This window comes from Leptospira ryugenii (genome assembly GCF_003114855.1).
GTDB lineage: Bacteria > Spirochaetota > Leptospiria > Leptospirales > Leptospiraceae > Leptospira_A > Leptospira_A ryugenii.
The window spans coordinates 1-675 of sequence record NZ_BFBB01000023.1; the positions used below are offsets into that span (position 1 = coordinate 1).

Consider the following 675-nt stretch of genomic DNA (forward strand, 5'->3'; position numbering starts at 1 on the left):
CGTTATACGCCATAGCAATTTTAAAGTATATGAAACACTTTGAACAAATCATACAACGCGTAATTGAAAAAGCTAAAAACGATGAAAATATTCTAGGTGTCGCAATGGCTGGTTCATACATCACGCATCAACTAGATAAATTTTCAGACCTTGACTTCGTGATAATTACTGAAAACGATTACCTTTTCCCTAAATCAAAAATGGTTAGCTTTGCGGAGAGCTTAGGAAACTATGTTGCCGGTTTTACAGGAGAACATGTAGGTGAAAAGACATTACTTATTTGTTTATTCGAAAACCCTCTTACTCACATTGACTTTAAATTTACGGAAATTAAAAATTTTATATCAAGAATTGAAAATCCTTTTATTGTATATGAAAAATCCGATAGATTAGTCAATCTTTACAAAGAAACTGTTCCGGTCTGGCCTAAACCTGACCTTCAATGGATAGAAGATAGGTTTTGGGTTTGGGTTCATTATTCTGCGACTAAACTCGGAAGAAATGAATTTTTCGAAACGATCGATTTTATCTCGTTCTTGCGCTTGAACGTTATTGGTCCTTTATATCATCTTAAATATAATAAGGATCCTCGTGGTGTTAGAAAATTAGAATTTTTTCTTGATCCGAATGATTTAAATCTATTAAAAAAAACAATTCCAAACTATTCTTATGATT

At 32.1% G+C, this 675-nt stretch carries 1 protein-coding gene; it reads left to right on the forward strand.

The annotated features are described in order from the left end of the window. Positions 1 to 29: 29 nt before the first annotated feature. The coding region (locus DI060_RS18825; RefSeq protein WP_167837055.1) for an aminoglycoside 6-adenylyltransferase at positions 30 to 675 on the forward strand (646 nt) is incomplete at its 3' end.